The following is a 25,939-nucleotide window of genomic DNA, read 5'->3' on the forward strand; positions in this document are numbered from 1 at the left end:
CACCGGGCCGTCGCCGGGCGCGACCTCGACCCTCGTCTGCGTGGCGTTGCCAGGGGTTCCAGTGTGTCGGTGGAAGTTGCACACGGGTCGGCTGTGGCTCGTGTGTCGTGCCGGACGTCTCGAACCCTACTGCGTCGCAGGGCCGGTGCGGTGGATGGCGAGCACCAGGCTCTGGCCGGCCTCGAGGGCGCCGAGTCCGCGTGCCACGTCGGCGGCCTGCTGCGGCGCGAGGGCCAGGGTGAGCCGCGGCGGGACCGCGACGCCGAGCCCCGTCGTCTCTCCGGAGTCGTGCACGGCCAGCACCACGACGTCGGTGGCGACCTGCGTGCCGGTGCCGGTGGCGTAGAGGTCGACGCGGTTGCCGGGCCGCACCCCGACGGAGCTCGCGTCGACGACGGGCACGCTGAGCGCCACGTGGTCGGACGGCTGCCCGGCGAGCAGGTCGCCGCCGAGGAGCCGCTCCGGCGTCAGCACCTCCCTCGCGGCGAGAGGCCCGGCGGCCATGCGGCCGACGACGGCTTCGGGGGAGGTGAGCGCCGTCGCCGGCCGTTGGCTGCCCGGCCGGTTGACGACCTCGACGTCGTCGGCCGAGACGACCTCACCGGCAGCGACGTCCCGGAGCACGACCAGCGTCGGGGCCCCGACACCGTCGGCCGGCGGGGGGCGCAGGGCTCCGATGGTGACCAGGGCCGCGGCTCCGGCCAGGCCGGCCGCGAGCCCCCGGCGCCACCGCGACCGACGAGCACCGCGACGGCGCGGCCCGTCGGGCCACTGCGAGCGAGACACGGAGCGAGACACGGAGCGAGACACGGAGCGAGACCCGGAGCGAGACACGGAGCGAGACCCGGAGCGGGGTCGATGCAGACCGGACATCACGGCAGCGTGAGCGGCAGCTCCAGCCCGTCGAGGCTGCGCCGGCACGGGCAGGTCGCGGACTCGTCCGGCTCGTAGGCCGGCATCTGGCCGATGGCGTCGCGCAGGATGGCACCCAGGCGCTCGACGTTGGTCGCGAAGACGCGCAGCACCTCCTCGTGCGTGACCGCCTCGCCACCCTCGACGCCGGCGTCGTGGTCGGTGACCATCGCGATGGTCGTGAAGCACATCGCCAGCTCACGGGCCAGGGCCGCCTCGGGCATCGCCGTCATGCCGACGATGCCGAAGGCCGCCTGCTGGTGCATCGCCGACTCGGCACGCGAGGAGAAGCGGGGACCGTTGATGACGACGAGGGTGCCGTCGGGCACGACCTGCAGGTCGGACAGGCGGGCGGCAGCGATGGCGACCTGGCGCCCGTTGGGGCAGTAGGGGTCGGCGAAACCGACGTGGACGACGGGCCCCTCCTGCTCGTAGATGGTGTGGGGGCGGCCCCAGGTGCGGTCGACGACCTGGTCGGGCACGACGATCGTGCCGGGCCCGTGCTCGGGCCGCAGCGACCCGACCGCGCAGGGGGAGAGGATCTGGCGCACCCCCACGGCGCGCAGGGCCCAGAGGTTGGCCCGGTAGTTGACCTTGTGGGGCGCGAAGCGGTGCCCCTTGCCGTGCCGGGCGACGAACGCGACCGAGCGGCCCTCGACCTGGCCGACGACGAGCGGGTCGCTCGGGCGCCCGAACGGGGTGTCGACGTCGACCGTCTCGTAGTCGTCGAGGAACTCGTAGAGACCCGAGCCGCCGATGACACCGATCTCGGCGCGCTGGCCGGCGGGGTCGGGCATCGTCGGGAGAGGCACCTGGTCAGTCATCATGCGGCGAGCCTAGGGGTGCCGCCGGCAAGCCGGCGCGACCCACGCCAACGGGTGGGGACAACGCCCCGTGACGTCAGGAGGCTGTGGACGACGAGGACGACGAGGACGACGAGGACGACGTGCTGGCGCTGCCCGACGTCGAGGAGGAGCCGCCGGAGCCGTTCGACGAGCCGCCGGTCGAGGACGTCGACGAGCCGCCCGAGGAGCTGCCCGAGGTGTCGGAGGAGCTCGAGGACGAGGCGCTCGCGGTGTCCTTCTTGTCGCCACCGGACGGGGTCGACGCTCCCGAGGCCTTGGACGAGCCCTTCGCCGCCGCCCGCGAGTCGGTCTTGTAGAAGCCGGAGCCCTTGAACGCGATGCCGACCGGGTGGATCACCTTGCGCAGCCGGGGCTCGCCGCAGCTCGGGCACACGGTCAGCGCGTCGTCGGTGAACGACTGGCGGATGTCGAACGCGTGGCCGCACTCTTGGCAGGCGTAGGAGTAGGTAGGCACAGGTGAACCTCGGACGTCGGATGGGGAATGAACCGCAGGCCAGTCTACGGCCAGCCGGCGAGGCGTCCGCCGCGGCTGATCTCGCGGATGCGGCGCTCCGTGCGCTGCTTGACCTTCGAGGTCGTCACGACGAGCAGCCGGTCGCCGTGCCGGATCGTCGTGTGCGGCTCGGGCACGAAGCCTTCGCCGCCCCGCACGACGAGGGTGACGTTGGCGCCCTTGGGGAGGCGGAGCTCGAAGACGGCGACGCCGTGCAGCCGTGACTCGGCGCCGACCGTCACCTGGATGACGTCGGCACCGATCTCCATGAGTGAGGTCGACTCCAGGTCGACGTCGACCGAGTGCACCTGCTCGGTGAGGCCGAGCCGCTTCGCGACCCACGGCAGCGTCGGGCCCTGAACGACGGTGAAGACGACGACGAGCATGAAGACGAGGTCGAAGATCCACTCGGTGTCGGGCGTCCCGGTGACGAGGGGCACCGTGGCGAGCACGACGGGCACCGCCCCACGCAGACCGGCCCACGAGAGGAATGCCTGCTCGCGCCAGGGCACCCGGAACCACGACACCGACACGACGACCGAGAGCGGCCGGGCGACCAGCAGCAGCACGAGCCCGATGACGAGGGCCTTGACGAACATCTCGTCGAGGCGCCGCGGGTCGGCCAGCAGGCCGAGCAGCACGAAGAGCCCGATCTGCGCGATCCAGCCCATCGCGTTGCCGAAGCTCTGGAAGGCCGCGCGGTTCGGCAGGCCCATGTTGCCGAGCACGAGCGCGGCGAGGTACGTCGCGAGGAAGCCGGACACGTGGACGGCGGCGCCGACGGCATACGCGAGGACGGTGAGCGACACGACCCCGATGGAGAAGAGGGCGGACGACGCGCCCGCCACCCGGCGCAGCAGCTGCCCGCCGGCCCACCCCACGACGCCACCCACGAGCGCGCCACCCGCGAGCTCGACCACGGTGTGGAAGAGCAGCACCCACCAGGGATCGCTGGTCCCTCCCGGCAAGCCCTGCGAGGCGAACGCGACGACGAGGATGACGACCGGGGCGTCGTTGAAGCCGGACTCGGCCTCGAGCATGCCCGAGATGCGGCGGGGGAGCGCGACGTTGCGCAGCACGGCGAAGACGGCGGCGGCGTCGGTCGAGGAGACGATGGCCCCGATGAGCAGCGAGATGGTCCACGACAGGGGCAGGAAGGTGTGGGCCGCGACGGCGACCACGAGCACCGAGACGACCACCCCGACCGTCGAGAGCACGGCAGCGGGGGCCACCGACCGCTTGATGTTGCTCCACGACGTCGTCAGGCCACCCTCGGCGAGGATGAGCACGAGGGCCGCGTAGCCGAGCACGCGCGTCGTCGACGCGTCGTCGAACTGGATGCCGGCGCCGGCGTTGCCCAGCGCGAGACCGATGCCGAGGTAGATGAGGAGCGAGGGCAGGCCCGAACGCACCGAGAGGCGGACGGCGGCGACGGCCACGAGAAGCACGAGCGAGCCGATGAGGAGCACACGTGTCAGGTCGTCGAGGGTCATGCTCGACGACGTGATGGACGCGAGTGCGGGCAACGGCAGCTCCTGAGGTGTGGGGCAATCCAACCATCCCGACGCGCGCACCCGGGCACGTGTCCGCGGCAGTCGGCGCCTGACGTGACGGCTCGGCAACGATGCGGCGCGGCGCCCTCCGGGCGTGGGCCGCGCCTCTCGGCGGTGGCCTAGGCTCGTTCGCGTGTCACGGTTGAAGCGCGCTCGTCAGATCGTCCTGCTCCTCGTCGTCCTCCTCGTCATGGCGGTGGTCGGGACGAGCATCGTGGCGATCTCCGTGGTGCGGCAGTCGTTCCCCGAGACGGCCGGCGAGCTGCAGATCGAGGGCCTGACCAGCGCGGTCTCCGTCAGCCGCGACGACCGCGGCATCCCGTCGATCTACGCCGACAACGCCAACGACCTCTTCCGCGCGCAGGGCTTCGTCAGCGCCCAGGACCGCTTCTTCGAGATGGACCTGCGCCGGCACGTGACGGCCGGCCGGCTCGCCGAGCTCGTCGGCAGCTCGGCCGTCGACACCGACAAGGTGATCCGCACGATGGGGTGGCGTCGCGTCGCCGAGCAGGAGCTGCCCAAGCTCGCGCCCGAGACGCGGCAGTACCTCCAGGCGTACGCCGACGGTGTCAACGCGTACATCAAGCAGGCCGGCTCTCCGGAGAAGATGTCGCTCGAGTACACCGTGCTCTCGCGGCGCAACCCGAACTACCGCGTCGAGCCGTGGACCCCCGTCGACTCGCTGGCATGGCTCAAGGCGATGGCCTGGGACCTGCGCGGCGACTACCGCGACGAGCTCGCCCGCGCGCAGCTGTCGCGGACCACGCGCTCGCTCAAGCAGATCAACCTGCTCTACCCGCCCTACCCGGTCGACCGGAACCTGCCGATCCTCTCGCCCCAGGACTGGCAGCCAGCGGCCGAGGTCGACCAGGCAGCCAGCGCCGAGCCTGCCGCGCTCCGGCAGTTCCGCTCCGCCGACGGCAGCACGGCCGTCGCGTCGGCGCTCGCGTCGATCGAGGCCGTGCCGGCCCTGCTCGGGCGCGGCGACGGCATCGGCTCCAACTCGTGGGTCGTCTCCGGCAGCCGCACGACCACCGGCAAACCGCTGCTCGCCAACGACCCCCACCTGGCCCTGTCCATCCCCGGCATCTGGGGGCAGGTCAACCTCCAGTGCCGCACGGTGAGCGCTGCGTGCCCGTTCCGGGTCTCGGGCTTCACCTTCTCGGGCCTGCCCGGCGTCGTCATCGGCCACAACGACAAGGTCGCCTGGGGCATGACGAACCTCGGCCCCGACGTCACCGACTTCTTCCTCGAGCAGGTCACCGGCGACTCGTACCTGCGCGACGGCAGCAACGAGCCGCTCGTCCAGCGCAAGGAGGTCATCAAGGTCGGGGGCGGGGCCGACGTCCCCATCACCGTGCGCTCGACCGTGCACGGGCCGATCCTGTCCGACGTCGTGCCGGCCATCGACACCGCCGGCGACCGCAGCGTCGTGCGTGGGGCCGCCCAGTCCAACAGGTATGCAGTGTCGCTGGCCTGGACGGCGCTGACCCCGGGCACGACGGCCGACGCGATCTTCGCGCTCAACAAGGCCGGCAGCTGGTCCGACTTCCGCAAGGCGGCCGCGCTCTTCTCGGTGCCGTCGCAGAACCTCGTCTACGCCGACACCGCGGGCCACATCGGCTACCAGGCGCCGGGCAAGATCCCCGTCCGCCGCTCCTCGACCCCGGGCGCGCCGCCCGGCTTCTGGCCGGCGCCCGGCTGGGACTCGCAGTGGGACTGGAAGGGCTACGTGCCCTTCGACGACCTGCCGCAGACGTTCGACCCGGCCGAGGGTTTCATCGTCACCGCCAACCAGGCCGTCACGGCGAGCCAGACCCCGTTCCTCACCTCGGAGTGGGACTACGGCTTCCGGGCCCAGCGCATCCGCACCCTGCTGGCGGCGGCGCCGAAGGTCTCGCCCGAGACGATGACGCAGATCCAGGGCGACAGCCGCAACACGTACGCGTCGGGCCTCGTCGAGCGGCTGCTCGCCGTCCAGGTCGACGACTTCACGGCCCAGGCCCAGCGGCTGCTGCGTGACTGGGACGGCGGCCAGCCCAGCGACAAGTCCCGTGACTCCGCCTCCGCCGCGTACTACAACGCGGTGTGGAAGTACCTCCTCGAGCTGACCTTCGACGAGCTGCCGCCCGACATCGCCCCGGACGGCGGCAGCCGGTGGATGGTCGTCATGGAGCAGCTGCTCAAGGACCCCAAGAACGACTGGTGGGACGACAAGACGACGCCAGGGGTCACCGAGGGCTCGGGCGAGATCCTCAAGCGCGCCCTCGTCGAGGCCCGGCTCGACCTGGCCCGTGAGCTCGGCAAGGTGCCGGCGACGTGGCGCTGGGGCCGGCTGCACCAGCTCGACCTCAAGCACCAGGTGATGGGCGCCGAGGGCGTGCCGTCCGTGGTGCAGAGCCTCTTCAACCGTGAGGACATCGAGCTCGGCGGCGGCAACTCTATCGTCAACGCCAACTCGTGGAACGCCTCGAAGCCGGGCTACGACGTCACCAACGGGCCGTCGATGCGCATGGTCGTCGACCTCGGCAACCTCGACGCGTCACGCTGGGTCAACTCGACCGGGCAGTCCGGGCACACGTACGACGACCACTACGCCGACCAGGTGGACGCGTGGGCGGCCAACGAGACCTTCCCGTGGCCGTTCAACCAGAACGCCGTACGCGACGCCTCCGCCGACGAGCTCACCCTCGTCCCGCTGAAGCCGGCGACGACGCCCTAGCGCAGGCGGACCACGCGACCCGTCGTCGTCACGTAGCCGTCGACCGGCACGTCGTGGTCATCGCTCGGCAGGTCGGCCTCGCTCTGCTCGCCCTCGTGCAGCAGCGTGATGACGGGCGCCGCGGAGTCGCGGTGCAGCAGGGCGCGGTCGTAGCAGCCACCGCCCTGGCCGAGGCGGGTGCCGTGCGCGTCGACGGACAGGCCGGGAGTGACGACGAGGTCGCACGTCGCGAGGGCGTCGGTGCCGAGCCAGCCGTCCCGCGCGGCATACGCGTCGGTGTCCTCGTCGGTGTCGGTGGCGGTGTCGGTGGCGGTACCGGTGTCGGCGGCCGCGGCGAGACGGCTGGGCCGGCTCACGGTCGTGCGGTCGCCCGAGGCGCCGCGGACGGCATACCTCCACTGGAGCGACCAGTCGTCGAGGACCACGGGCACGATGACCTCGTGCCCGGCGTCGAGCAGCTCCTCGACGAGGCGTCCGGTGGGCGGCTCGTCGGGCAGCGACTCGTAGACGGCCACCCGGGACGGGTCGGGGACGAAGCGCAGCACCGCCTCTGCGAGGGCGGCCGCCGACGCCTCGCGGTCCATCGAGGCGGCGAGCCCACGCCGGCGGGCACGTGCGGCGTGACGGAGGTCACGCTTGTCGGGAGCGCTCACGGGGTCCACATTTGCCGCACTCGGCTGCGCCACATACCGCCCATCGTAAGGTGATGGCCATGAGTGACCAGGGGCTCCAGGCGTCCGTCGCACTGATGCGCGAGCGGGGCCTCGGTCCCGAGGCGATCAAGGTGTTCGAGCACTACTACACGCAGCTGCAGGACGGCGCCCAGGGCACGATCCCCGAGGACTCCATCGAGCCCCTCGGCGAGGTGCAGACCCTTACGGAGGTGCAGGTCTCCGACGAGGAGGCGCGCGAGGCGCTGTCGCGCACGGCCGTCATCAAGCTCAACGGCGGCCTCGGCACCGGGATGGGCATGACCGGCGCGAAGTCGGCCCTCGAGGTCAAGGACGGCCTGACCTTCCTCGACATCATCGCCCTGCAGGTGCTCGCGCTGCGCAAGCGGTGGGACGTCGAGCTGCCGCTCGTGCTGATGAACTCCTTCCGCACGTCGGAGGAGTCGCTCAAGATCCTCTCGAAGTACGCCGACCTGCCCGTCGAGGGTCTCCCGCTGGACTTCATCCAGAACGCCGAGCCGAAGCTGCGCCCCGATGACCTCATGCCGGTCGAGTGGCCCGCCGACCCCGAGCTCGAGTGGTGCCCGCCGGGTCACGGTGACGTCTACGTCTCCCTCGTGACCTCCGGGGTGCTCGACGCCCTGCTGGAGAAGGGGATCCGCTACGCGTTCCTCTCCAACTCCGACAACCTCGGCGCCACGTGCGACCCCGACGTCGCCGCGTGGATGGTCGAGCACGGGCTCCCGTATGTCGCCGAGGTCTGCAAGCGCACCAAGAGCGACCGCAAGGGCGGTCACCTGGCGGTGCGCAAGGCCGACGGGCGCATCGTGCTGCGCGACACCGCCCAGGTGGCCGAGGGCGACGAGCGGCACTTCCGCGACATCAAGCGGCACAACACCTTCAACGCCAACAACGTGTGGATCGACCTGCGGGTGCTGCGTGAGCGGATGACCGCCAAGGAGGGCGTGCTCGGGCTGCCCATCATCGTCAACCGCAAGAACGTCGACCCTGCCGACCCGTCCTCGCCTGAGGTCATCCAGATGGAGTCGGCGATGGGCACGGCGATCGAGGTCTTCGAGGGCTCGGAGGCGCTGCTGGTGCCGCGCACGCGGTTCCGTCCCGTCAAGACGACCAACGACCTGCTGGTCATCCGCTCCGACTTCTTCTCGCTCGACGACGAGTACCACGTCGTGGCGGCCGTCGACGGGCCCGAGCCGTTCGTCGACCTCGACTCCGCCTACCGCTTCGTGCCCGGCTTCGAGAAGCGCTTCCCCAACGGCGTGCCCTCGATGCGCGACTGCACGAGCCTGCGCGTCATCGGCGACCCGGTCTTCGGCCGCAACGTCAGGTGCGTCGGCGAGGTGCTCATCGACGGCTACCGGCGCGTGCTCGATGACGCCGTTCTGGGCGAGCTGCCCACTCCGGCAACGGTGCCCGTCGAGACGCCCGGCGACGTGCGCACGGTCGACGAGCACCTCAAGGCGATCCTGTCGACCCTCGAGCCGTCCCCGACCGAGTGGACCCCGCTCACCGAGGCCCTCGGCCTCGTCGTGGCTCGCGACGTGCGCGCCAAGGTCGACCTGCCGCACTTCGACAACTCGTCGATGGACGGGTATGCCGTCCGCGCCGAGTCGCTCGCGGGTGCGTCCGACGCTCCGGTCCGGCTGCGCATCGTCGGCGAGGTCGCTGCGGGAGACGCCCCCACCTTCTCGGTGGGCCCGGGCGAGGCGGCGCGCATCATGACGGGTGCACCGATGCCCGAGGGCGCCGACGCCGTCATCGCGGTCGAGGACACCGACGGCGCGGCGACCGGAGAGGTCGAGTGCCGCGTCGCGGTCGATTCCGGTCGCTACGTGCGACCGCGCGGCGAGGACGTCGCCTCGGGGTCGGTCGTCGTCTCGGCCGGCGAGGTGGTCGGGGCGCGCACGATCGCACTGCTGGCCGCGTGCGGCTACGCGGAGGTCGAGGTGCACCGTCGCCCGCACGTCGTCGTCCTCTCGACCGGTGCGGAGCTCGTCGAGCCCGGAAAACCGTTGCAGCCCGGTCAGATCCACGACTCCAACTCGTCCATGCTGTGGGCTGCCGCCGTGGGTGCGGGGGCCTCCGCCGAGATCCGCGCCGCAGTCGGCGACTCCGACGACGAGCTCGTCAAGGCGCTCGACGAGGTGGTCGGCGAGGCCGATGTCGTCATCACGAGCGGCGGCGTCTCGATGGGCGCCTACGACGTCGTCAAGAGCGCCCTCCAGGGTGAGGGCATCGACTTCGTCAAGGTGGCCATGCAGCCCGGCAAGCCGCAGGGCTTCGGACTGCTCACCGGCCCGAACGGGCGTCGGGTGCCGCTCTTCGCGCTGCCCGGCAACCCGGTGTCGTCGTTCGTCTCGTTCGAGGTGTTCGTTCGTCCGGCGCTGCGTCGCCTGATGCGGCTCAACCCCGAGAAGCGCCGCCTGCGGCCCGCCACCCTGATCTCGGGGGTCGAGTCGTACGGCGGGCGGCGTCAGTTCGGGCGCGCCGTCGTCTCGCGGTCCGCCGAGGGCACGCTCGTGGCCGTGCCGGTCGCCGGGCAGGGGTCGCACTTCGTCGCCGACCTCGCGAAGGCCAACGCCCTCTTCGTCGTGCCCGAGGACGTCACCGAGCTCGTCGCCGGTGAGGTCGTCGACGTGCTCGTGCTCGACCGGGACGCCTGATGAGCACGCCGGGGACGAGCCCGAGCGGCCTTTCGGACCCCAACGAGCCTGCCGACCCCACCGCACCGGCTCACCCGCCAGACGTGACAGATCCGTCGCTCACCCACGTGCGCGCCGACGGCACCGCCCACATGGTCGACGTCTCCGCCAAGGCGGTCACGGCCCGTGAGGCGAGCGCCGCCGGGCGCGTGCTGCTGAGTGCCGACGCCGTCGCGGCGCTGAGGTCGGGCACCGTGCCGAAGGGCGACGCGCTCGCGGTGGCCCGCATCGCCGGCATACAGGCGGTCAAGCGCACCCCCGAGCTGATCCCGCTGGCACACCCGATCGCGGTCCACGGCGTCGAGGTCGACGTCACGGTCGCCGACGACGGTGCCGACATCTCGGCGACGGTGCGCACGGCCGACCGCACCGGCATCGAGATGGAGGCGCTGACGGCGGTGTCCGTCGCGGCGCTCGCCCTCATCGACATGGTCAAGGCGGTCGACAAGCACGCCCGCATCACCGACGTGCGCGTCACCGCGAAATCGGGGGGACGGTCGGGGGACTGGCGTGAGTGACGGTTTCGGCGCCGGGCGCAGCGCGGTCGTGGTCGTGGCGTCGACCCGGGCGGCGGCCGGCGCCTACGAGGACAGGTCGGGGCCGGTCGTCGTCGAGCGTCTGCGGGCCTGGGGCTTCGAGGTCGGTGACCCGGTGGTCGTGCCCGACGGCGACGAGCTCGGTCGCGCGCTTCGCGTGGCCCTCGCCGGCGAGCCGGCGCTCGTCCTCACCAGCGGCGGCACGGGTCTGACGCCCACCGACGTGACGCCGGAGCAGACCGCCCCGCTGCTCGACCGGCTCGTTCCCGGTGTCGCGGAAGCGATCCGGGCGGCCGGCGTGGCCAAGGGCGTGCCGACGGCGATGCTCTCGAGGGGGCTCGTCGGCCTGGCCGGCCACACGTTCGTCGCCAACCTCCCCGGCTCGCGCGGCGGGGTGGCCGACGCGCTCGACGTGCTCGAGCCGGTGCTCGGGCACGCCCTCGACCAGGTCCCGGGCAGCGACCACTGATGGCGCTTGCGACGTCCGCGGTCTGCACGACGGGTCTCGTCCCCCTGCCGACGGCGGGGCCGGCATGAGGATGCCGTGGCGTCCGCACCGCGACGGCCGGGCCCAGTGGCCCGTCGTCCTGCGTGACGCCTCGGCCGACCCGCCGCTGGTGCTGCGACCTCTGCGCCTCGACGACGAGCGTGACTGGCAGCGGGTGCGCCGCGACAACGCCGCTCACGTGCAGCCCTGGGAGCCGACCCTGCCCCCGGGTGCGCCGGCGCGGCCGCCGGTGTCGTTCCGCCAGTTCGTGCGCGACCTCGACGCCGAGGCCCGCGCCGACCGCGCGATGCCGTGGTGCATCGAGGTCGGCGGCCGCATCGTCGGGCAGGTGCACCTCTTCGGGATCGTCCGCGCGGCGCAGCAGTCCGGCGCTGCCGGCTACTGGCTCGACGAGTCGGTGACCGGGCGGGGGATCGCCACCCGCGCGCTGGCCCTGGCCGTCGACCATGCCCTCGGCGCGGGTGGCCTGCACCGAGTCGAGGTCAACATCCGGCTCGACAACGAGAAGTCGCTGCGGGTGGTGGAGCGGCTCGGCCTGCGCGACGAGGGCGTACGCCGGCGGTTCCTCCACATCGACGGAGCGTGGCGCGACCACCGGTCGTTCGCCGTGACGACCGAGGACCTCGAGGGAGCGACCCTCATGACACGCCTGTCACAGGTGTAACACCAGCCTCTTGCGCGACACGCCTCGAATGTGCGGGGTGTGCGTCGAGGCGCGTCCTACCGTGGGTCACGTGCCAGTCAGCAGCCTCATCTTCGTCGTCATCGTGGCGATCTGGGCTGCCTATCTGATCCAGCACTGGGCGCGCCGCCGCGAGGACGCCGCCGCCACGCGTTCCGTCGACGGGTTCTCCGAGGCCATGCGCGTCCTCGAGAAGCGTCCCGCCCTGCCCACGACCGAGCTGAGCACCCCCCGGCCCCACTCGTATGCCGTCAAGCCCGCCCGCGTGGGCGGCCCGACGGTCGACGTGAAGCGGGCCGTTCCCGCCGGCTCCTCGCGCCGCCACTCGCCCCTCGTGGCACGCCGCACCGACGAGCTGGTCCACGCGACCGAGCTCGCCGACGTGACGTCGGCGCCGTCGAGTCACACCGACCACGACATCGCTCCCTACGCCACCGAGGTGGACCGCATGCACGAGTCAGCGCGCCAGTCGAGCACTCCCGGGCCCCGCCGTCGGCCCGTCAGTGCTCCGGCACCTGCTCGAGTTCCGATGGGGCAGAGGCGAGTTCGCGCCGTGCTGCTCCTCGTGGCGCTGTTGTGGGTTCCGACCTCGATCGTCCTCACCGTCACCGGGCTGCTGATGTGGATCTCGATCCCGTTCGCCGTGCTCACCGTCGCCGCCGTGCTCGTGTGGCTGCGGGCCGAGGCCCAGGCCGACAAGCTGCGCACCGCCCGGCCCGAGGCGCGCGACGGGCGCGAGGCCCGCGGCCGTCGTCGCCGCCGCGAGCGCCGTCGCGACGACTACGACTGGACCGCGACGCACGTTCCCGTCCTGTCGAGCGAGGACACCCAGGTCATCCGCAGCTCGGCCTCCGCCGTGGCTGTCGGCGTCGAGCAGATGGTGACCGTGCAGACCACGTCGGCCGACGCGCCGGCGGCACATGCTCAGGCTCCGGCGCCGGTCGAGCCGGGCGTCTTCGACGTGCAGGCTCCGGTCGCGAACGAGGTGGCCGCTGAGTCCGAGCCGGAGGCCACGCCCGAGGGCAGCTGGAGCCCCGTGCCCGTGCCGAAGCCCACCTATGCGCTCAAGGCGAAGGCCGAGCCGCGCTTCACCGAGGGCGGCATCCCCGCCGACGTCTTCGACACCCCGGAGTTCGCCGACGAGGCCGAGGAGCTCGACGACCGGGCTCTCTTCGCCCGTCGCGCCGTCTCGCAGTAGGGCTGACCGGCTCACACCTCGCCCACGTACAACCTCGCCCCGGCGGACGTGTCGCGGTCTGTGCCGGGGGACGGCCCGGCCGGTCCCGGGGCCGGGGCTGGGGCCGGGGCCCCGGGCCGGTCAGGCGTTGGCTGGGGCGCTGCCGTCGTCGGCGGACTCGGAGAGCTCTCGGTCGAGCTGCTGGGGGCTCTCGTCGCTGAAGAGGTGCTTGCCGACCGCGTTGAGCACCGCCGCGAACGGGACGGCCACGAGCGCCCCCACGATGCCCGCGATGATCGACCCGGTCGCGATGGCGAGGATGACGGCGAGCGGGTGCACGCTGACGGCCTTGCCGAGCAGGAACGGCTGAAGCACGTGCGACTCGAGCTGCTGCACGCCGATGACGACGGCCAGCATGATGAGCGCGACCCCCGGGCCGTGCGCGACGAGCGCGAGCAGCACCGCGACGGCTCCGGACAGCAGGGCGCCGACGATGGGGATGAACGCCAGCAGGAACACGAGGATGCCGATGGCGAAGGCGAACGGCACCTTGAGGATCGCGGCGCCGGCGGCGATGCCGATCGCGTCGACGAACGCGACGATCATCGTGGCCCGCACGAAGGCGGACAGCTGGTGCCAGGCGATGATCCCGGACGAGTCGACGCGCGGGCGGGTGGCGCGCGGGAAGAGCCGCACGACCCAGCCCCAGATGCGCGGCCCCTCGTAGAGGAAGAAGAAGAGCGAGAAGAGCGCGATGAACAGCCCGGCGATGAAGTGCGTGGCCGTCAGGCCGACCGAGGTAGCGGTGTCTCCGAGGTTGCCCGACTGGCTGACCTTGTCGCGGACCGTGTTGAAGTACTCGTCGAACTGGGCGTCGGTGATCTTGAACGTCGTGCGCACCCAGTCGCGGATGCGCTCGAGCCCGGTGGCGACCTGGGACGTCAGGTCGGAGAAGCCGCTGCTGAACTGCGACCCGACGAGGGTGAACATGGCGCTGACGAGGATGAGCATGCCGAGGACGGTGAGTCCTGCGGCGCCGCCGGGCTTGAGCCGACGGGCCTGCAGCCACAGGGCGACCGGTCGCAGCAGCGCGGTGAGCAGGATGGCGATGGCCACCGGCACGATGATCTCGGAGACGGCTCGCACCGCCTGGGACAGCACGTAGAGGGCGGCGCCGATGAGGAGGATGCGCCAGGCCCAGTCGGCTGCGATGCGCATGCCGGGCGGCACCTCGGCCGCCTCGATGCCTGGCAGCTCGGGCGCGAAGGGCGGCGCCACCTCGTCGGCAGGGGGGTTTGCGGGGGCCGGGGGCTCGGGCGTCCGGACGGAGGGGGCGTCAGCCGCTTTGTCGGTCACGGAGCCACCGTATGCCGCCGCGAGCCGCTTCCGGGGGACCGACCCCTTCTCCTCCCCGCCCAAAACGGCACTCGAGGCATCACGATCTGGCATCGAGCGGCAGCCTCGCTGCGCGACGGGCGCGGGACTGGCGACACTCGGCAGGTGACCATCCCGTGGCCGAAGGCGCCGCCGCTGCCACCTCCGCCGCGCCGTCACCGTGACGTCGGCTGGTGGGTGGCTGCGGTGCTGATCGGGCTGACGGGCGTGACCGTTGCCGCGCTCGTGACGATCTTTGCGGTGGGGCTGTGGGTCTATGCGACCCACGACCGGATCGAGCTGATCGACCGTCCGGAGGTCATGGAGGTCGTGGACGCCGGGTGCACCAGGCTGCGGGCGGACCTGGCGGCGAACCCTGTCGATCGTGCGCTGCAGGCGCCGCAGCGGGCCGCCGCGATCGCGGCGCAGGACAGGGCCATCCGCACGTTCGTGGACGGCGTGAGGGGCGCTCTCGACCCGCGGGTGCGCGCGGATGACGTCCCCGTCGACGAGTGGCTCGACGACTGGACGCGGCTCGTCGACGCTCGCGAGAAGGTCGCCGAGGCGCTCGCCCGCGGGGCGACGGCGAGGATGGTGGTCCCCCGCGGCGGGGCTCTGCCGATCACCGAGCGCATGGGGTCGGTGGGGCTCGACTGTGCGGACCTCACCGCGCTGGTTCGGCTCCCCTGACCGCCCGCCTCCGCGATCCCGGTGGCGTCTGCGGCTGCGTACGCTCGGGGGATGAGTGACACCTCTGCGGCCGACCGTCCCACGCTTGCCGTCACCGGCTCGACGGGCTGGCTCGGTGGCCTCGTCGCCCGCGACCTCGCGGCGAAGGGCGTGCCCCAGCGGTTGCTCGTCCGCGACGTCGGCCGCGCGCCCGACCTCGCGGGAGCGCTGCCGGTCCGGGCCGCGTACGCCGACCGGGCCGCCTCGGAGGCGGCGCTGGCAGGGGTGGAGACCCTCTTCATGGTGTCCGCCGCCGAGAACGAGCACCGTCTCGCCGAGCACCGCGCGTTCGTCGACGCTGCCGCAGCTGCGGGCGTGCGGCACGTCGTGTACGTGTCGTTCTTCGGTGCGGCGCCGGACGCGACCTTCACGCTGGCGCGCGACCACGCAGCGACCGAGCAGCACCTGGGTGACTCCGGCATGGCGTGGACCTTCCTGCGCGACAACCTCTACCTCGAGTTCGTCGACCAGATGGTCGGTGAGGACGGCGTCATCCGTGGGCCGGCGGGCAACGGGCGGGTCGCCGTCGTGGCGCACGAGGACATCGCGCGGGTCGCGACGGCGGTGCTCCTCGACCCGTCCGCGCACGCCGGCGAGACCTACAGCCTCACTGGTCCCGAGGCGTTGACCTTCTCCGAGATGGCGGCCGTCGTCGGCGAGGTCACCGGCCGTGACGTGAGCTTCCACGACGAGACGGTGGAGGAGGCATACGCGTCGCGCGCGGTCTACGGGGTTCCGGACTGGCAGGTCGACGCGTGGGTGTCGACCTACATGGCCGCTGCGAAGGGCGAGCTCGACGGCGTGACCGACGACGTCGAGCGCCTCACCGGCCGGCCGCCGCTCTCGCTGCGCGCCTACCTCGAGTCGCGGCGCTAGCCGACCAGCGCAGCGGTCTGGCGGGCGATGGCCAGCTCCTCGTTGGTCGGCACGACGGCGACGACCACGCGCGACCCGTCGGGCGAGATGACCCGCGCCTGCTTCGAGCGGGCACCGTTGCGGGCCCGGTCGATCGAGATGCCGAGACCCTCGAGCCCCTCGGTCACGGCCGAGCGCAGGGCGACGCTGTTCTCGCCGATGCCTGCGGTGAAGACGAGCACGTCGATGCCGCCGAGGATCGCGAGGTACGCGCCGACGTAGTGCTTGAGCCGGTGCACGACGACGTCGAACGCGAGGCGGGCGTCTGCGTCGCCGTCGGCGAGGCGCTGCTCGAGCTCGCGGAAGTCGTTGACACCACTGAGCCCCAGCACCCCCGACTTCTTGTTGAGCAGGGTGTCGATCTCGTCGAGCGAGAGGCTCGCTTCACGGCCGAGGTATGCGTGCAGGCCGGGGTCGACGTCGCCGGAGCGGGTGCCCATGACGAGTCCCTGCAGCGGGGTCAGGCCCATGGACGTGTCGACCGCGACGCCGCCGCGCACCGCAGAGGCCGAGCAGCCGTTGCCGAGGTGCAGGATGACCTGCCGCAGCTCGCCGACCGGCCGGTCGAGCAGGTCGGCGGCGGCCTGCGACACCCACTGGTGCGAGGTGCCGTGGAAGCCGTAGCGTCGGATCGCGTGCTTCTGCGCGAGGTCGCGGGGCACGGCATACGTCGACGCTGCCGGCGGGAGCGAGGAGAAGAAGGCGGTGTCGAAGACGGCGACGTGCGGCACGTCGAAGTGCGCGCGGGCTGCCTCGATGCCTGTGACGGCGGCTGGGTTGTGCAGTGGCGCAAGGGCGCTCAGCTGGCGCACCCGGTCGAGCACGGCGTCGTCGATGACGACCGGCTCGGAGAAGTCGGGCCCGCCGTGCACGACCCGGTGGCCCACGGCGCGCAGCCGGACGCTCCCGAGGTCGATGCCGTCGCCCCGCAGCTCGTCGGTCATCCGCTCCAGCGCCGCCGAGTGGTCGGCGACGTCGCTGCCGGACTCGCCGATGCGCTCGATCGTGCCGCCCGCCTGCTTCTCGCCGCTCTCGGGAACGACGAGCTGGTACTTCAGCGACGACGAGCCGGCGTTGAGGACGAGGACCGGCTGGGGGCCGCTCGACGCATCGGACGGGTGAGTGTGGTTCTCGCTCAACGGGCTGCTCCCTGCTGGGCCTGGACCGCCGTGATGGCGACGGTGTTGACGATGTCGTCGACGAGGGCGCCTCGCGACAGGTCGTTGACCGGCTTGCGCAGGCCCTGCAGCACCGGGCCGATGGCGACGGCGTGAGCGCTGCGCTGCACCGCCTTGTAGGTGTTGTTGCCCGTGTTGAGGTCGGGGAAGACGAACACGGTGGCGTGGCCGGCCACCGGGGAGTCGGGCATCTTCGCGCGGCCGACGTCGGGGTCGATGGCGGCGTCGTACTGGATCGGTCCGGCGAGCGCGAGGTCGGGGGCTCGCTCGGTGACGAGCTCCGTCGCGGCCCTGACCTTCTCGACGTCGGCGCCGGACCCGCTGACGCCGGTGGAGTACGACAGCATCGCGACACGGGGCTCGATGCCGAACTGCTGCGCCGTCTGCGCCGACGAGACCGCGATGTCGGCGAGCTGCTCGGCGCTCGGGTCGGGAATGACGGCGCAGTCGCCGTAGACGAGCACGCGGTCGGCGAGGCACATGAGGAAGACGCTCGACACCGTCTTGACGCCCTCGGCCGTCTTGACGAACTCGAGGGCCGGCCGGATGGTGTGGGCCGTCGTGTTCACGGCACCCGAGACCATGCCGTCGGCGAGGCCGAGGTGCACCATCATCGTGCCGAAGTAGGAGATGTCGGTGACGACCTCGCGCGCCCGCTCGACGGTCATGCCCTTGTGCGCCCGCGCGGCGGCATACTCCTCGGCGAAGCGCTCGACCAGCTCGGGGTCGTGCGGCGAGACCACCGCTGCCGCGTCGAGGTCGAGGCCGAGACTCGAGCCGCGGGCCCGCACCTTCGTCTCGTCGCCGAGGAGCGTGAGGTCGGCGACGCCGCGCCGCAGCAGGATGTCGGCGGCCTCGAGGATGCGGTCGTCCTGGCTCTCGGGGAGCACGATGTGCCGACGGTCGGACCGCGCCCGCTCCATGAGCTGGAACTCGAACATCAGTGGCGTGCGCACCTCTGAGGCCGACACGTCGATGGCGGCGAGCAGCGCTGTGGCGTCGATGCTCTCGGAGAAGAGGCGCCGCGCCGACTCGATCTTGTTGCGCGACCCCTTGGTCATCGGCCCGCGCACCTGCATGAGGCGCTCGGCCGTGCGGAAGGTGCCGTCGTCGGTGAGGGCGATGGGCAGGTCCTGCTGCACGCCGGCCGAGAGTCGCGCGATCGTCTCGGGGATCGGGTAGCCGCCCGTGAGGATGATGCCGGCCAGGGTCGGGAAGGTGCCCGACTGGTGCGCCAGGAGGAGGCCCGGGATGAGGTCGCTGCGGTCGCTCGGGGCGATGATCGTGACGTCGGGCCCGATGCGTGCCAGCACGTTGGGCAGGCTCATCGCGGCGACGACGAGGCCGAGGCTGTCGCGGTCCATCCACGACTCACTGCCGAGGACGAGCCGGGCGTCGATGGCCTCGGCGAGCGCGCGGAAGCTCGGCGCCGACAGCAGCGCGTTCTCGGGGATGGCGCCGGTGACGGGAAAAGGCAACGACGACAGGACGTTTCGCACCTCGTCGAGATCGTCGGGCTCGACTCGGTTGGCGACGACGGCCACCGTCTGGGCGTGGTGGGCGCGCAGCTCGGCGACCGCTCCGTCGGCGGCCACGCGGATCTGGTCGGGCGTGCGGCCGCGACCGTGCACGACGAGCACGACGGCCGACCCGAGGTTCGCAGCGACCCTGGCGTTGAACGACAGCTCGGTGCCGGTGGAGACGTCGGTGTAGTCGGAGCCGACGACCACGACGACGGCGAAGCGGGCGCTCAGGGCGCCGAACTTCTCGACGATGACGTGCAGCGCCTCGTCGGGGTCGTCGTGCGCCTGGGCGTAGGTGACGCCGATGGCCTCCTCATAGGTCTGGTCGACGCCGGGTTGGCTGACGAGCATCTCGACGATGTGGTCGACCTCGTCGTCCGGGCCGCTGCCGCCGAGCGTGGTCAGCGGGCGGAAGACGCCGACCGAACCGACCTCGCGGAGGAGGGCGTCGAGCAGGCCCAGGGCCACGGCGGACTTGCCCGTCAGACCCTCCGGGGAGGTGACGTAGACGCTTCGGCTCACGACACGAACCTAGCGAACGGTTCCCGATGCCGGGTCGGGACCGCCGACGCGGCGCGACACGGTGAAGGTCGGCGGCCGGCGCAGCGACTGCCCGACGACGCAGTAGCGCTCGGTCGCGGTGGCGAGCCGCTCGAGGGTCGCGTCGTCGGCGTCGGTCGTCACCTCTGCCACGACGCGGGGCCCGATGACGCCGACGGGCGCCTCCCGGTCGATGCCGAGCGTGCCGCGCGCGTCGAAGGTGGCCTCGGCGCGGACCGTCACGTTGCGCAGGTCGACGCCGAAGGCGGTGGCGACGGCGTGGAGCGTGACGCCGGCACACGCGGCGAGCGCCTCCATGAGCATGTCGCCCGAGCACGCGTCGGCTCCGTCGCCGCCGGTGGCGCGGTGCAGGCCCGCGCGCACGGGACCGGCCCAGGTGCTCACCTCGACGGTGGGCGGCTCGTCGAACCTCGCGCTCGCCGACACCGAGGTCAGCGCGCTGTCGGGGTCGTCGTGGTAGCGCTGCTTGAGCGGTGTCTGCGCCGCGCGCAGCTCGTCACGGTTCACCGGCACGCCCTGAAGGGTGCGTGCCGGGCGGGGCAGGGTGTCATCGTGGCCTCCGGGCTCGTCGGACGCGGTCACCGACAACGTATGCCGTCAGGTGCCGTCCGCGCCCGACGTGCGAGGCCGCGTCACCGGTCCTCGCGCTCCGCGGGACCGCGCGCGATGCCGAGGCGATCGAGCAGGCGCAGGGCGTCGTGGGGTGCGTGACCCTTGGCGTCGTTGTCGAAGTAGACGTGCACGTCGTGCCCCTCGTCGAGCCAGCCACGGCACGTGCGTGCCCACCGGTCGAGCGACGCGTCGGTGTAGCCGCTCGCGTAGAGCTCGGTCTCGCCGTGCAGCCGCACGTAGCGGAAGTCGCTCGTGGCGTCCCGCATCACAGGCCACTTCCCGGCGCTGTCGGCGACGACGAGCGCCACCCCGTGCTCCGTGCACAGGGCACGGGCGGCGTCCGAGTCGAAGCTCTCGTGGCGTGGCTCGAGCGCGTGGCGCAGGGGCACGTCCGCCTCGACCTCGGTGAGACTGCGGCCCTCTTTGACCTTGTCGTCGTGCTTCGAAGCGAGGTGGGCCGCCGCGCCCGTGGTGCGCGGGAGCAGCTCGAAGAACGACGCCAGCCGGTCGGGCTCGAAGTGCAGCCGCTCCGGCAGCTGCCACAAGACCGGACCGAGCTGCTCACCGAGGGCGAGCACCCCGCTGGCGAAGAAGTTCGCGAGTGGGGTCTCGACGTCACGCAGCGCCTTGAGGTGCGTGATGAAGCGACCGCCCTTGACGGCGAAGACGACGTCAGGCGGAGCGGCGGCCCGCCAGGCGGCATACGAGCTCGGGCGTTGGAGGGAGTAGAACGACCCGTTCACCTCGATCGACGTCATCCGCTCGGCGGCATACGCCAGCTCGAGGCGCTGGGGGAGCCCCTTCGGGTAGAAGTCGCCGCGCCAGGAGGGGTAGCGCCACCCGGAGACGCCGACGAGTGCACGGGGCATGGATCACCCTTACCCACAGCGCCTCCGGAGCGGGCTAGATCCAGCGACGACCCTTGAAGACGCCGTAGAGGGCGGCGCTGACGACGCCCATCATGCCGAGCGCGAACGGGTAGCCGAAACGCCAGTGCAGCTCGGGCATGGCGTCGAAGTTCATCCCGTAGACCGTTCCGATGAGGGTCGGCGCGAAGAGGATGGCGGCCCACGCCGAGATCTTCTTGACCTCCTCGTTCTGGTCCATGCTCGCCTCGGTGAGGGTCTTCATCTCCTCGTTCTGCTTCTGCGCGACGAGCGTGGCGTTGACCGTGAGGATATCGCGGAGCAGGTGGCGGAAGCCGTCGACCTGCTCGCGCACCGCGGTGAGGTGGTCCTCGACGTCGCGGAGGTAGCGGCGCAGCTCCTCGTCGGTGCCGTACTTCTCGAAGCCGGCCGAGAGCGACTGGATGACCGTCGCGAGCGGGCGGACGGCACGCTCGAACTCGATGACCTCGCGGCTCAGCTCGTAGATGCGTCGCGAGACCGCCGGGTCGCCGCGGAACACCTCGGTCTCGATCTCGTCGATGTCGTTGTGCAGGCCACGGACGACCGGCAGGTAGCCGTCGACGACCCGGTCGAGGATCGCGTAGAGCACGGCCTCGGGGCCGCGGGCGAGCAGCTCGGGGTCGCTCTCCAGGCGTCGCCGTACGGCCGAGAGGTCAGGGGCCTCGCTGTGGCGCACCGTGATCGCGAAGTCCGGACCCACGAAGACGTGCACCTCGCCGAACTCGACCTGCTCCGTCGCGTCGACGTAGCGCGCGGCCCGCAGCACGACGAAGAGCGTGTCTCCGTAGCGCTCGATCTTGGGTCGCTGGTGCGCCACGATCGCGTCCTCCACGGCGAGCTCGTGCAGGTCGAACTCGTTTGCGAGAGCGGCGACTTCGTCCTGCGTGGGTCGGTAGAGCCCGATCCAGCCGACTGCGCCGTCCCGCTCACGGAGGGTGCGGAACGTCTCTGCGAGGGTCGCGGGGGAGTCGGTGCGTCGGCCGTCGACGTAGACGGCGCTGTCGACGACGCTGGCGCCCTCGCGGTGCTGTCGCCTGGTCGACGCGTGCTCCACCGGGTGCCCGGTGTGCGGTGCGTGGTCAGACGGGGCGGGTCGGCGGACGCGACCGGCCAGGCTGCGGATGGGGTTGCGGGTGGTGGTGCGGGTGGTGGTGCGGGTGCGCTCGGACATGACGACCTCCCGTGGACGGGACGAAGGGGCGGCGGACGGCGTCGTGAGAGCCGCCGCGAGCCCTGCCGCACGTCGTGTCGTGCGGGTCTCGAGCGGTCAGCCCTCGTCGGTCGTATGACTGGGAGGCTCTCCGCACATGGGGACCCACCTCCTGCCGTCGCCGCGACGTGCCCGTATGCCGTCGCCCCGGGGAGTCTAGCCGCGACGGGCGGGTGCCGGGCGGGCGTTCCCACCCCGTCGGACACCTCGTCACGCCGTCCGTCGGTCAGCGACGCCGGCGTCGGGCCTCCGACTCGAGGCTGCGGACCCGGCTCTCGAGGCCGAGCACCTTCTCGATGCCCGCGAGGTTGAGGCCCTCGTCGAGGAGCTGGCCGATGCGACGCAGCCGCACGAGGTCGCTGTCGCTGTAGCGGCGGGTGCCGCCGGCGGTCCGGGACGGCCGGAGCAGGCCGCGGGCCTCGTAGAGCCGGAGGTTCTGCACCCCCATGCCGACGAGGTCGGCGGCGACGGTGATGCCGTAGAGGCCGCGCTCGGGGTCGTTCTCGCTGGTGGCTGCCGGGGTCATCGATCCTCGAATCGGGCCTTGCATCGGCGTGCCGCCGGTGCTACAACAAATCTATCGCACACACCACAGATCTGTTGGTGGATCCATGGCGGCTCACGACGTGATGGAGGTGACGACGATGGAGCACCCGTTCGGGCTCGGGACGGTCGACGACCTGGCTCTCGACGTCGACGCGGCCTTCGCCGACATCGTGCTCGCCGACGACGACCTCGTCGACCTGGAGTTCGAGGCGCTCGTCAGTGCCGAGTTCGGCGACCCGACCGACCGTGGCGGCGTCCCGCACGACGACCCCGGAGACGGGCGGGCGCGACCGGGACCCCGCGACGCCCTCGATCCGGCTGTCCACCCCGCTGCGACGATCGCCGCGGCCAGACGCCGCAACCGGCAGCGCAGCCCTCCGGAGCCGTGACCTCGTGTTCTCGTAACCGGAGGCGGCCCCGCTGGACGGCGGGGCCGCCGTCACACCAGAAGGAGGTGACGAACGGCCGCCGGGGTCACGGACGGACGCCCGGTTTTCTCTTCGCCATGAGATTCGGGCCGCCCTGCTTCCGATGGGAAGCAAGGGCGGCCCGCCGTCGTGAGTGGAGCCTCAGAGCTGCTGGGCTCCGCCGTCGACGAAGATCTCTGCGCCGGTCATGAAGCTGCTCTGGTCTCCGGCCAGGAAGAGGGCGACGTTCGCGATCTCCTCCGGCTGACCCATCCGGCCCATCGGGACGGTGGACGCGAGGGTGTCGAGCAGTGCCTGCGCGTCGTCGGGCGTGGGCGCCAGCCCCTCGACGCCCGGCGTCTGCGTCGGACCGGGGATGACCGTGTTGACGCGGATCTTGCGCCCGACCAGCTCGGCCGCCCACGTCCTTGCGAGCGAGCGGATGGCGGCCTTGGACGCAGCGTAGACGCCGAAGGCGGGCGTGCCGGCGGTGGCGGCGGTCGACCCGACGAGCACGATGGCGGCGCCGTCGTTGAGCACCGGCAGGGCCTTCTGGACGGTGAAGAGGGTGCCACCCACGTTGCCGTTGAAGGTGTTTGCGAAGTGCTCCGGCGTGATCGCGCCGAGGGGCGCGAACTCCCCGCCGCCGGCGTTCGCCATGATCACGTCCAGGCCCCCACCGTGCTCCCGGATGACCTCGACGAGCTGGTCGAGGTCCTCGTGCTTGCTGACGTCGCCGCGCACTGCGGTGACGTTGTCGCCCATCGACGCGGCCGCCGCATCCAGCGCCTCCTGCCGTCGACCCGTGATGAAGACGTGCGCGCCCTCGGCGGCGAACCGGCGGGCCGTGGCCAGGCCGATGCCGGAGGTGGCCCCTGTGACGAGCGCGTTCTTGCCGTTGAGCTGTCCCATGATGATCGTCTCTCCTGTTTGTGTATCGATTGGTACAGAAAGAACCTACGCCGGTCCGTTGCGTTTGGCAAATCTGTACCGATCGGTTGCAAACTGGTAGGGTGGCGCGCGGAAGGGGTGAGGTCCTTGAGTCCACGAGGCAGGCCCAGAGGGTTCGATGCCGACAGCGCGCTCGACGCGGCGGTCGAGGTGTTCTGGCGCCACGGCTACGAGGGGGCGTCGCTCGACGACCTCACTCGTGCGATGGGGATCAACCGGCCGAGCATGTATGCCGCGTTCGGCAACAAGGAGCAGCTGTTCCGCGCGGCGGTGGCGCGCTACGCCGAGGTCGACATGGCGTACGCGCGAGAGGCGCTTGCTGAGGAGACTGCGGCCGAGGTCGCGGCCTCGCTCCTGCGGCGGAACGTGGAGTCCGTCACCCGTCCCGGCCGGCCGCCCGGGTGTCTCACCGTGCAGGGAGGAACGGCCTGCGGCGCCGACAACGAGGCCGTCGCCGAGTTCCTCGCGGCCAGTCGGCTCGCGGGTGAGCGGCAGCTCGCGGAGCGGTTTGCGCGTGCGGTCACCGACGGGGACCTGCCGGCCGACGCCGACCCCGACGCGCTGGCTCGGTTCGTCATGATGGTGGCGGAGGGCAACGCGGTCCACGCGGCGGCCGGGGTGGGACCGGAGCAGCTCCTGGCTGCGACCGAGATCGCCCTGTCAGCCTTCGTCGCGCGCGACGCCGGCGCCCGCACCTGACCATCGTGGCGTCTGGTCACGCAGGTGGTCGAAGGGGCTCGACGACACCCGAGGCGACTGGGGCGTCTCATCTGTTGTGCTGACAGCAGCCCGGGTCGGGGAGACACTCGGAGCATGGCTCGCCGCACTCTGCGCTGCGTGATCCTCGGCCACAAGTGGATGTACCAGCGCGCGTCCAGCAAGAGCGTCCGCCGGACCTGTCAACGGTGTCGTGAGTTCGACATCGTCGAGCAGGAGATCGGTCGCGACCCCGCCGACGACAGGTGGAAGCAGGTCGGCGGCGGCACCAGCATGGGCGGCTTCGGCGTGTGACGTCGCCGAAGCGTCGGGTGGTGGCGATGGCCTTTCCCGGCCGGACCCGCTGATCCACGGCTCACTACGGGGCGCGCTGGTCCACTTCGGCACCCCAGCGTCCGAGCGCGACGATCGCCTCTCGCAGTGCGAGCCCGCGCTCGGTCAGCGCGTACGCACGTGTGTTGTGCCGAAGAGGAAGTCGGGACAGCACGCCGGCCGCTTCGAGCTCGCGCAGGCGAGTTGCGAGCATGTTCGTCGGCGCTCCGAGGTTGCGCTGCAGGTCGCCGTAGCGCTGCGGCCCTTCGAGCAGGCGTTCCACGATGAGTAGGGCCCACCGGCTGCCGACGATCTCGAGTGCCGCGGCGAGGTCGGTCACTCGCTCGGATCGGTGTTCGGCTTCATCCAGAACGGCGAGTAGTGGTAGCCGTCGAGGTCATCGAACTGGCGCTGGTACATGAAGGGGTAGTCGTCGGTGTCGCCGATCCGTCCGCCCGCGGCGCCGGCTCGCTCGAGGAGCTCGTCGACTGCCTCGCGGCTGCCGAGGTCGAAGGAAACCGTGACCTTCGACGGGGTGTCAGGTCCGCCGACCAGGTCCTCGACGCCTCCGACGTTCGCGTACATCTCGCGGCTGCCGAGCATGACGTACTGCTCAGGCGCGATCGCGAAGCACGACACGTTGTGATCGGACATCTCGGTGTTGAGGGTCCAACCAAGGGCTGTGTAGAAGTCGGTCGCGCGCTCGACGCTGTCGACCGGGCGGGTGATGAAGAGGCTCATGTCGGCATGCTTGCAAAATGCAAGTGAGGCCGTCAAGGCCCAGAAACGGCAGAGAGACCGGACGAAAAGCGTGTCCGGCCTCTCTGCCGTCGGTGAAGCTGAGGGGACTCGAACCCCGGACCTTCTCATTGCGAACAGGTGCGGGGCCGTTGTCGTGCTCGTCCTGGTGCGGTGCATGCGTTTCCTCGGCGCCCTTGGCGAGTGGGCGTTTTGGGACGCGGGGGACACCGGGGGGACACGACTCGAGCACGCGAGTTTGCGCAGTGACTGGAAGGCTTCGCGCTGGGTGGCGCCGCCCAGAAGGCGCTTGCTTGACTCAGCCGCGCGGGCGGTAGTGGGCAAGTCGCGCTCGGGTCCCCGCGCTTTTCTGCGCCGGAGGCGCAGCTTGAGGCCGGATGTTGCGGGGCGATGA

The 25,939-nt window shown here is 71.7% G+C and carries 26 protein-coding genes and 1 pseudogene; 12 read left to right on the forward strand and 15 right to left on the reverse strand.

Going from position 1 to position 25,939, the window contains the following annotated elements:
- Positions 1–126: 126 nt before the first annotated feature.
- Together ACXR8F_RS14790 and ACXR8F_RS14795 are read right to left on the reverse strand one after the other, a co-directional pair.
- Positions 127–786, reverse strand: coding sequence for an SAF domain-containing protein (locus ACXR8F_RS14790; protein ID WP_458801550.1), 660 nt, complete (start codon positions 784–786; stop codon positions 127–129).
- A gap of 86 nt (positions 787–872) precedes the next feature.
- Positions 873–1,739 carry an S-methyl-5'-thioadenosine phosphorylase gene (locus ACXR8F_RS14795; protein ID WP_458801552.1) on the reverse strand — a complete coding sequence of 289 codons (867 nt, stop codon included), beginning with the start codon at positions 1,737–1,739 and terminating at the stop codon, positions 873–875.
- An 83-nt stretch (positions 1,740–1,822) separates the two neighbouring features.
- On the opposite strand from ACXR8F_RS14795, the gene ACXR8F_RS14800 reads away from it, so the two are divergent.
- Positions 1,823–2,074, forward strand: coding sequence for a hypothetical protein (locus ACXR8F_RS14800; RefSeq protein ID WP_458801623.1), 252 nt, complete (start codon positions 1,823–1,825; stop codon positions 2,072–2,074).
- Positions 2,075–2,088: 14 nt separating this feature from the next.
- On the opposite strand, the pseudogene ACXR8F_RS14805 reads toward ACXR8F_RS14800, so the two are convergent.
- Both ACXR8F_RS14805 and ACXR8F_RS14810 read right to left on the reverse strand, forming a co-directional pair.
- Positions 2,089–2,232, reverse strand: a pseudogene (locus tag ACXR8F_RS14805) (FmdB family zinc ribbon protein); the annotation flags it as partial.
- A gap of 44 nt (positions 2,233–2,276) precedes the next feature.
- Entirely contained in the window at positions 2,277–3,797 is a 1,521-nt protein-coding gene (locus ACXR8F_RS14810; protein ID WP_458801554.1) for a potassium/proton antiporter, read from the reverse strand.
- 217 nt (positions 3,798–4,014) lie between these two features.
- Here ACXR8F_RS14810 and ACXR8F_RS14815 point away from each other — a divergent pair, with 217 nt between their 5' ends.
- On the forward strand, positions 4,015–6,546 hold the full coding sequence (locus tag ACXR8F_RS14815; protein WP_458801619.1) for a penicillin acylase family protein: 2,532 nt from the start codon (positions 4,015–4,017) through the stop codon (positions 6,544–6,546).
- Here the strand turns inward: ACXR8F_RS14815 and ACXR8F_RS14820 are convergent.
- The gene (locus ACXR8F_RS14820; protein WP_458801556.1) at positions 6,543–7,199 is read right to left on the reverse strand and encodes a 5-formyltetrahydrofolate cyclo-ligase; all 657 of its coding nucleotides are present in this window, start codon (positions 7,197–7,199) and stop codon (positions 6,543–6,545) included. The genes ACXR8F_RS14815 and ACXR8F_RS14820 overlap by 4 nt on opposite strands.
- Positions 7,200–7,258: 59 nt before the next feature.
- On the opposite strand from ACXR8F_RS14820, the gene ACXR8F_RS14825 reads away from it, so the two are divergent.
- From ACXR8F_RS14825 to ACXR8F_RS14845, 5 genes are all read left to right on the forward strand, one after another.
- Complete coding sequence (locus ACXR8F_RS14825) at positions 7,259–9,901, forward strand: UTP--glucose-1-phosphate uridylyltransferase (protein ID WP_458801558.1); 2,643 nt, start codon at positions 7,259–7,261, stop codon at positions 9,899–9,901.
- Positions 9,901–10,458, forward strand: a complete 558-nt coding sequence (moaC, locus tag ACXR8F_RS14830) for a cyclic pyranopterin monophosphate synthase MoaC (protein WP_458801560.1) — start codon at positions 9,901–9,903, stop codon at positions 10,456–10,458. The genes ACXR8F_RS14825 and moaC overlap by 1 nt, the downstream gene beginning before the upstream one ends.
- Positions 10,451–10,945 (forward strand): MogA/MoaB family molybdenum cofactor biosynthesis protein, encoded by a 495-nt coding sequence (locus ACXR8F_RS14835; protein ID WP_458801562.1) that lies wholly within the window; start codon positions 10,451–10,453, stop codon positions 10,943–10,945. Before moaC ends, ACXR8F_RS14835 begins: the two co-directional genes overlap by 8 nt.
- 64 nt (positions 10,946–11,009) lie before the next feature.
- The gene (locus tag ACXR8F_RS14840; RefSeq protein WP_458801564.1) at positions 11,010–11,648 is read left to right on the forward strand and encodes a GNAT family N-acetyltransferase; all 639 of its coding nucleotides are present in this window, start codon (positions 11,010–11,012) and stop codon (positions 11,646–11,648) included.
- Between the two features lie 70 nt (positions 11,649–11,718).
- A complete protein-coding gene (locus tag ACXR8F_RS14845; protein ID WP_458801566.1) occupies positions 11,719–12,864 on the forward strand; it encodes a hypothetical protein in 1,146 nt (381 codons plus the stop codon).
- Positions 12,865–12,984: 120 nt separating this feature from the next.
- Here ACXR8F_RS14845 and ACXR8F_RS14850 read toward each other — a convergent pair whose 3' ends face one another.
- Positions 12,985–14,199 carry an AI-2E family transporter gene (locus tag ACXR8F_RS14850; RefSeq protein WP_458801568.1) on the reverse strand — a complete coding sequence of 405 codons (1,215 nt, stop codon included), beginning with the start codon at positions 14,197–14,199 and terminating at the stop codon, positions 12,985–12,987.
- 144 nt (positions 14,200–14,343) lie between these two features.
- On the opposite strand from ACXR8F_RS14850, the gene ACXR8F_RS14855 reads away from it, so the two are divergent.
- Both ACXR8F_RS14855 and ACXR8F_RS14860 read left to right on the forward strand, forming a co-directional pair.
- Positions 14,344–14,907: a hypothetical protein gene (locus tag ACXR8F_RS14855; RefSeq protein ID WP_458801570.1), complete on the forward strand. Its 564-nt coding sequence runs from the start codon at positions 14,344–14,346 to the stop codon at positions 14,905–14,907.
- A gap of 51 nt (positions 14,908–14,958) precedes the next feature.
- Positions 14,959–15,822: an SDR family oxidoreductase gene (locus ACXR8F_RS14860; RefSeq protein ID WP_458801572.1), complete on the forward strand. Its 864-nt coding sequence runs from the start codon at positions 14,959–14,961 to the stop codon at positions 15,820–15,822.
- Here ACXR8F_RS14860 and ACXR8F_RS14865 read toward each other — a convergent pair.
- The 6 genes from ACXR8F_RS14865 to ACXR8F_RS14890 form a co-directional block, all read right to left on the reverse strand.
- Entirely contained in the window at positions 15,819–17,000 is a 1,182-nt protein-coding gene (locus ACXR8F_RS14865) for an acetate/propionate family kinase (RefSeq protein WP_458801574.1), read from the reverse strand. The two genes, ACXR8F_RS14860 and ACXR8F_RS14865, sit on opposite strands and share 4 nt — an antisense overlap.
- Positions 16,997–19,084 carry a phosphate acetyltransferase gene (gene pta, locus ACXR8F_RS14870; RefSeq protein WP_458801576.1) on the reverse strand — a complete coding sequence of 696 codons (2,088 nt, stop codon included), beginning with the start codon at positions 19,082–19,084 and terminating at the stop codon, positions 16,997–16,999. Before pta ends, ACXR8F_RS14865 begins: the two co-directional genes overlap by 4 nt.
- Before the next feature lie 9 nt (positions 19,085–19,093).
- The gene (locus ACXR8F_RS14875) at positions 19,094–19,636 is read right to left on the reverse strand and encodes an OsmC family protein (RefSeq protein ID WP_458801577.1); all 543 of its coding nucleotides are present in this window, start codon (positions 19,634–19,636) and stop codon (positions 19,094–19,096) included.
- A 119-nt stretch (positions 19,637–19,755) separates the two neighbouring features.
- Positions 19,756–20,604 (reverse strand): DUF72 domain-containing protein, encoded by an 849-nt coding sequence (locus ACXR8F_RS14880; protein ID WP_458801579.1) that lies wholly within the window; start codon positions 20,602–20,604, stop codon positions 19,756–19,758.
- A gap of 34 nt (positions 20,605–20,638) precedes the next feature.
- Positions 20,639–21,814, reverse strand: a complete 1,176-nt coding sequence (locus ACXR8F_RS14885; RefSeq protein ID WP_045186777.1) for a magnesium and cobalt transport protein CorA — start codon at positions 21,812–21,814, stop codon at positions 20,639–20,641.
- Positions 21,815–22,079: 265 nt separating this feature from the next.
- Positions 22,080–22,379 carry a MerR family transcriptional regulator gene (locus tag ACXR8F_RS14890; RefSeq protein WP_045186774.1) on the reverse strand — a complete coding sequence of 100 codons (300 nt, stop codon included), beginning with the start codon at positions 22,377–22,379 and terminating at the stop codon, positions 22,080–22,082.
- A gap of 85 nt (positions 22,380–22,464) precedes the next feature.
- On the opposite strand from ACXR8F_RS14890, the gene ACXR8F_RS14895 reads away from it, so the two are divergent.
- On the forward strand, positions 22,465–22,788 hold the full coding sequence (locus ACXR8F_RS14895) for a hypothetical protein (RefSeq protein WP_458801581.1): 324 nt from the start codon (positions 22,465–22,467) through the stop codon (positions 22,786–22,788).
- 180 nt (positions 22,789–22,968) lie between these two features.
- On the opposite strand, the gene ACXR8F_RS14900 is transcribed toward ACXR8F_RS14895, so the two are convergent.
- Positions 22,969–23,718, reverse strand: a complete 750-nt coding sequence (locus ACXR8F_RS14900; protein WP_458801582.1) for an SDR family oxidoreductase — start codon at positions 23,716–23,718, stop codon at positions 22,969–22,971.
- A 126-nt stretch (positions 23,719–23,844) separates the two neighbouring features.
- Here ACXR8F_RS14900 and ACXR8F_RS14905 point away from each other — a divergent pair, with 126 nt between their 5' ends.
- Positions 23,845–24,456: a TetR/AcrR family transcriptional regulator gene (locus tag ACXR8F_RS14905; RefSeq protein ID WP_458801583.1), complete on the forward strand. Its 612-nt coding sequence runs from the start codon at positions 23,845–23,847 to the stop codon at positions 24,454–24,456.
- Between the two features lie 114 nt (positions 24,457–24,570).
- Positions 24,571–24,768 (forward strand): DUF1660 family phage protein, encoded by a 198-nt coding sequence (locus ACXR8F_RS14910; protein ID WP_458801584.1) that lies wholly within the window; start codon positions 24,571–24,573, stop codon positions 24,766–24,768.
- 64 nt (positions 24,769–24,832) lie between these two features.
- Here ACXR8F_RS14910 and ACXR8F_RS14915 read toward each other — a convergent pair whose 3' ends face one another.
- Both ACXR8F_RS14915 and ACXR8F_RS14920 read right to left on the reverse strand, forming a co-directional pair.
- Positions 24,833–25,126, reverse strand: coding sequence for a winged helix-turn-helix transcriptional regulator (locus ACXR8F_RS14915; RefSeq protein WP_458801586.1), 294 nt, complete (start codon positions 25,124–25,126; stop codon positions 24,833–24,835).
- Entirely contained in the window at positions 25,123–25,527 is a 405-nt protein-coding gene (locus ACXR8F_RS14920) for a VOC family protein (protein ID WP_458801588.1), read from the reverse strand. Before ACXR8F_RS14920 ends, ACXR8F_RS14915 begins: the two co-directional genes overlap by 4 nt.
- Between the last annotated feature and the right edge of the window lie 412 nt (positions 25,528–25,939).

The organism is Terrabacter sp. AAH1 (assembly GCF_054456855.1).